The organism is Rhodoferax ferrireducens (genome assembly GCF_003347515.1).
Lineage (GTDB): Bacteria > Pseudomonadota > Gammaproteobacteria > Burkholderiales > Burkholderiaceae_C > Rhodoferax.
Genome location: NZ_QEII01000196.1, coordinates 1 through 5,615 on the forward strand (window position 1 = coordinate 1; position 5,615 = coordinate 5,615).

Sequence of the window (5,615 nt, forward strand, 5' to 3'; positions counted from 1 at the left end):
TATAATTCAAGGCTTCGCTGATCACAGTGAAGCAAACGAAAAGCGAGACGAAAGTCAAGTGAAGTAGGGTTCTTTAAAAACATACAGCCGATAAGTGTGGGCGTTTGAAGGCGATTGCCAAGTTCTTCGGAACTAAGTCTTAACTGGCTTACAAACGCTCATGAAGTAAAAAAGATGTGAAATTCAGAAATGAAGTTCACGTTGATTCCAATTTATGAGTTGCTCGAAAGAGCGAAAAAATCAAGATCGAACTATAGAGTTTGATCCTGGCTCAGATTGAACGCTGGCGGCATGCCTTACACATGCAAGTCGAACGGCAGCACGGGAGCAATCCTGGTGGCGAGTGGCGAACGGGTGAGTAATATATCGGAACGTGCCCAGTCGTGGGGGATAACGCAGCGAAAGCTGTGCTAATACCGCATACGATCTCTGGATGAAAGCGGGGGACTCGCAAGAGCCTCGCGCGATTGGAGCGGCCGATATCAGATTAGCTAGTTGGTGGGGTAAAAGCCCACCAAGGCGACGATCTGTAGCTGGTCTGAGAGGACGACCAGCCACACTGGAACTGAGACACGGTCCAGACTCCTACGGGAGGCAGCAGTGGGGAATTTTGGACAATGGGCGCAAGCCTGATCCAGCAATGCCGCGTGCAGGATGAAGGCCTTCGGGTTGTAAACTGCTTTTGTACGGAACGAAACGGTCTGCCTTAATACGGTGGGCTAATGACGGTACCGTAAGAATAAGCACCGGCTAACTACGTGCCAGCAGCCGCGGTAATACGTAGGGTGCGAGCGTTAATCGGAATTACTGGGCGTAAAGCGTGCGCAGGCGGTTATATAAGACAGATGTGAAATCCCCGGGCTCAACCTGGGACCTGCATTTGTGACTGTATAGCTAGAGTACGGTAGAGGGGGATGGAATTCCGCGTGTAGCAGTGAAATGCGTAGATATGCGGAGGAACACCGATGGCGAAGGCAATCCCCTGGACCTGTACTGACGCTCATGCACGAAAGCGTGGGGAGCAAACAGGATTAGATACCCTGGTAGTCCACGCCCTAAACGATGTCAACTGGTTGTTGGGTCTTCACTGACTCAGTAACGAAGCTAACGCGTGAAGTTGACCGCCTGGGGAGTACGGCCGCAAGGTTGAAACTCAAAGGAATTGACGGGGACCCGCACAAGCGGTGGATGATGTGGTTTAATTCGATGCAACGCGAAAAACCTTACCCACCTTTGACATGTACGGAACTCGCCAGAGATGGCTTGGTGCTCGAAAGAGAGCCGTAACACAGGTGCTGCATGGCTGTCGTCAGCTCGTGTCGTGAGATGTTGGGTTAAGTCCCGCAACGAGCGCAACCCTTGTCATTAGTTGCTACATTCAGTTGGGCACTCTAATGAGACTGCCGGTGACAAGCCGGAGGAAGGTGGGGATGACGTCAAGTCCTCATGGCCCTTATAGGTGGGGCTACACACGTCATACAATGGCTGGTACAAAGGGTTGCCAACCCGCGAGGGGGAGCTAATCCCACAAAGCCAGTCGTAGTCCGGATCGTAGTCTGCAACTCGACTACGTGAAGTCGGAATCGCTAGTAATCGTGGATCAGAATGTCACGGTGAATACGTTCCCGGGTCTTGTACACACCGCCCGTCACACCATGGGAGCGGGTTCTGCCAGAAGTAGTTAGCCTAACCGCAAGGAGGGCGATTACCACGGCAGGGTTCGTGACTGGGGTGAAGTCGTAACAAGGTAGCCGTATCGGAAGGTGCGGCTGGATCACCTCCTTTCTGGAAACTGCAATTTAATTTGAACGCTCACACTTATCGGTTGTTGGAAGGTTGTCGCTAACGACTAAGATTCGGGCTACGGTTCGAGTCTGGTCACAAGTGACCGGCTTGGGTCTGTAGCTCAGTTGGTTAGAGCACTGTGTTGATAACGCAGGGGTCGTTGGTTCGAGACCAACCAGACCCACCACCGTCGTCCAACGTCCTTCTGGTTTTGGGGGTGTAGCTCAGCTGGGAGAGCGGCTGCTTTGCAAGCAGTAGGTAGCGGGTTCGAGTCCTGTCACCTCCACCAATCTTTTAATTATCTTATCGATAAAGTAGTACTCAACACCAAAGAGGCTTTGCAAGAGGCCTCTTTGTTGTTGATCAGGATAACTTGATCAATCGGCTGTTCTTTAACAATTTATAGAGTTTAATCAGCGTTGCTAGCGGAAACTGCACATTCGTAAAGGTTTAGTGCAGACCGTGCCGCTAGTGACAAATTTTTGATTGCGTCAAAATGAATATCAGACTTCACGTTTGAATTCGAGTTATTTAAGTGAGAGCTTGAATACGGCATAACGCGTCAGGTGAAAGACCTGACAGACATTCCTTGAAAACAACTTTTAGTCTCTAGCGAGACGTCAAAGTTATAGGGTCAAGTGAATAAGAGCATGTGGTGGATGCCTTGGCAATGATAGGCGACGAAGGACGTGATAGCCTGCGATAAGCTTCGGGGAGCTGGCAAATTAGCTTTGATCCGGAGATTTCCGAATGGGGAAACCCACCGAAAGGTATCGCATAGTGAATACATAGCTATGCGAGGCGAACCGGGTGAACTGAAACATCTCAGTAGCTCGAGGAAAAGACATCAACCGAGATTCCGAAAGTAGTGGCGAGCGAAATCGGAGAAGCCTGCAAGTGATAGCACGACTCTTAACGGAACAGTCTGGAAAGGCTGGCCATAGCGGGTGATAGCCCCGTACGTGAAAAGAGACGTGTGATACTAAGCTTGCGACAAGTAGGGCGGGACACGAGAAATCCTGTCTGAATATGGGGGGACCATCCTCCAAGGCTAAATACTCATCATTGACCGATAGTGAACTAGTACCGTGAGGGAAAGGCGAAAAGAACCCCGGGAGGGGAGTGAAATAGATCCTGAAACCGCATGCTTACAAAAAGTAGGAGCCTCAGCAATGGGGTGACTGCGTACCTTTTGTATAATGGGTCAGCGACTTACATTCAGTGGCAAGGTTAACCGAATAGGGAAGCCGTAGAGAAATCGAGTCCGAATAGGGCGAATTAGTCGCTGGGTGTAGACCCGAAACCAAGTGATCTATCCATGGCCAGGATGAAGGTGCCGTAACAGGTACTGGAGGTCCGAACCGACTAGTGTTGCAAAACTAGCGGATGAGCTGTGGATAGGGGTGAAAGGCTAAACAAACTTGGAAATAGCTGGTTCTCTCCGAAAACTATTTAGGTAGTGCCTCAAGTATTACCGTTGGGGGTAGAGCACTGTTTTGGCTAGGGGGTCATGGCGACTTACCAAACCAAGGCAAACTCCGAATACCGACGAGTACAGCTTGGGAGACAGAGCACCGGGTGCTAACGTCCGGACTCAAGAGGGAAACAACCCAGACCGCCAGCTAAGGTCCCTAAAATTGGCTAAGTGGGAAACGAAGTGGGAAGGCTAAAACAGTCAGGATGTTGGCTTAGAAGCAGCCATCATTTAAAGAAAGCGTAATAGCTCACTGATCGAGTCGTCCTGCGCGGAAGATGTAACGGGGCTAAGCCAGTTACCGAAGCTGCGGATTTGCAATTTATTGCAAGTGGTAGGAGAGCGTTCTGTAAGCCTGTGAAGGTGCGTTGTAAAGCGTGCTGGAGGTATCAGAAGTGCGAATGCTGACATGAGTAGCGTTAAAGGGGGTGAAAAGCCCCCTCGCCGTAAGCGCAAGGTTTTCTACGCAACGTTCATCGGCGTAGAGTGAGTCGGTCCCTAAGGCGAGGCAGAGATGCGTAGTTGATGGGAAACAGGTCAATATTCCTGTACCGATGTGTAGTGCGATGTGGGGACGGAGAAGGTTAGCTCAGCCAACTGTTGGATATGTTGGTTCAAGCCTGTAGTCGTGCCTGGTAGGTAAATCCGCCGGGCTTAGATGAGGGGTGATAACGAGGCTGCTTGCAGCCGAAGTGAGTGATACCCTGCTTCCAGGAAAAGCCACTAAGCTTCAGCTACACACGACCGTACCGCAAACCGACACTGGTGCGCGAGATGAGTATTCTAAGGCGCTTGAGAGAACTCTGGAGAAGGAACTCGGCAAATTGACACCGTAACTTCGGAAGAAGGTGTGCCTTTAGTAGGTGAAGTCCCTCGCGGATGGAGCCCAATGAGGTTGCAAAAAATCGGTGGCTGCGACTGTTTATTAAAAACACAGCACTCTGCAAACACGAAAGTGGACGTATAGGGTGTGACGCCTGCCCGGTGCTGGAAGATTAAATGATGGGGTGCAAGCTCTTGATTGAAGTCCCAGTAAACGGCGGCCGTAACTATAACGGTCCTAAGGTAGCGAAATTCCTTGTCGGGTAAGTTCCGACCTGCACGAATGGCGTAACGATGGCCACACTGTCTCCTCCAGAGACTCAGCGAAGTTGAAATGTTTGTGATGATGCAATCTCCCCGCGGAAAGACGGAAAGACCCCATGAACCTTTACTGTAGCTTTGTATTGGACTTTGAACAGATCTGTGTAGGATAGGTGGGAGGCTTTGAAGCGGTGCCGCTAGGTATCGTGGAGCCAACGTTGAAATACCACCCTGGTGTGTTTGAGGTTCTAACCTAGGTCCATTATCTGGATCGGGGACAGTGCATGGTAGGCAGTTTGACTGGGGCGGTCTCCTCCCAAAGCGTAACGGAGGAGTTCGAAGGTACGCTAGTTACGGTCGGACATCGTGACGATAGTGCAATGGCATAAGCGTGCTTAACTGCGAGACTGACAAGTCGAGCAGATGCGAAAGCAGGACATAGTGATCCGGTGGTTCTGTATGGAAGGGCCATCGCTCAACGGATAAAAGGTACTCTGGGGATAACAGGCTGATACCGCCCAAGAGTTCATATCGACGGCGGTGTTTGGCACCTCGATGTCGGCTCATCTCATCCTGGGGCTGTAGCCGGTCCCAAGGGTATGGCTGTTCGCCATTTAAAGAGGTACGTGAGCTGGGTTTAAAACGTCGTGAGACAGTTTGGTCCCTATCTTCCGTGGGCGCTGCAGATTTGAGGAAGCCTGCTCCTAGTACGAGAGGACCGGAGTGGACACACCTCTGGTGTATCGGTTGTCACGCCAGTGGCATTGCCGAGTAGCTAAGTGTGGAAGAGATAACCGCTGAAAGCATCTAAGCGGGAAACTCGTTTCAAGATGAGATCTGCCGGGGCCTTGAGCCCCCTAAAGAGTCGTTCAAGACCAGGACGTTGATAGGTCAGGTGTGGAAGCGCAGTAATGCGTTAAGCTAACTGATACTAATTGCTCGTGCGGCTTGACCCTATAACTTTGATCTGTGAAAGCAGTATCAAGGAAGTTATGCCAAGTTGACGCATTCAAAATATCTGCCCTGTGATGAACAGTGTGCGGAGTCGTAAAATCGACAAGCTGATTAGCTCTATAAATTGGTTGCCAAGACCTTGTGTCTTGGTGACAAAAAGTTATGCCTGACGACCATAGCGAAGTGGTACCACTCCTTCCCATCCCGAACAGGACAGTGAAACGCTTCTGCGCCGATGATAGTGCGGATTCCCGTGTGAAAGTAGGTCATCGTCAGGCTATTAAACCGGAAACGCCCAGTCTGACGACTGGGCGTTTTT

2 tRNA genes and 3 rRNA genes are annotated in these 5,615 nt (G+C 50.7%); all 5 read left to right on the forward strand.

Annotated features, from left to right (window positions below):
* The first annotated feature begins 248 nt into the window (after positions 1-248).
* The 5 genes from C5P05_RS02515 to rrf all read left to right on the forward strand — a co-directional run bounded on the left by C5P05_RS02515 (position 249) and on the right by rrf (position 5,574).
* Positions 249-1,785, forward strand: a 16S ribosomal RNA gene (locus C5P05_RS02515).
* Between the two features lie 110 nt (positions 1,786-1,895).
* A tRNA-Ile gene (locus C5P05_RS02520) sits at positions 1,896-1,972 on the forward strand.
* A gap of 26 nt (positions 1,973-1,998) precedes the next feature.
* Positions 1,999-2,074 (forward strand) — tRNA-Ala (locus tag C5P05_RS02525).
* 343 nt (positions 2,075-2,417) lie between these two features.
* A 23S ribosomal RNA gene (locus C5P05_RS02530) occupies positions 2,418-5,298 on the forward strand.
* Positions 5,299-5,461: 163 nt separating this feature from the next.
* Positions 5,462-5,574, forward strand: a 5S ribosomal RNA gene (gene rrf / locus C5P05_RS02535).
* The 16S, 23S and 5S rRNA genes sit together here with 2 tRNA genes alongside, the layout of an rRNA operon.
* Positions 5,575-5,615: the final 41 nt, after the last annotated feature.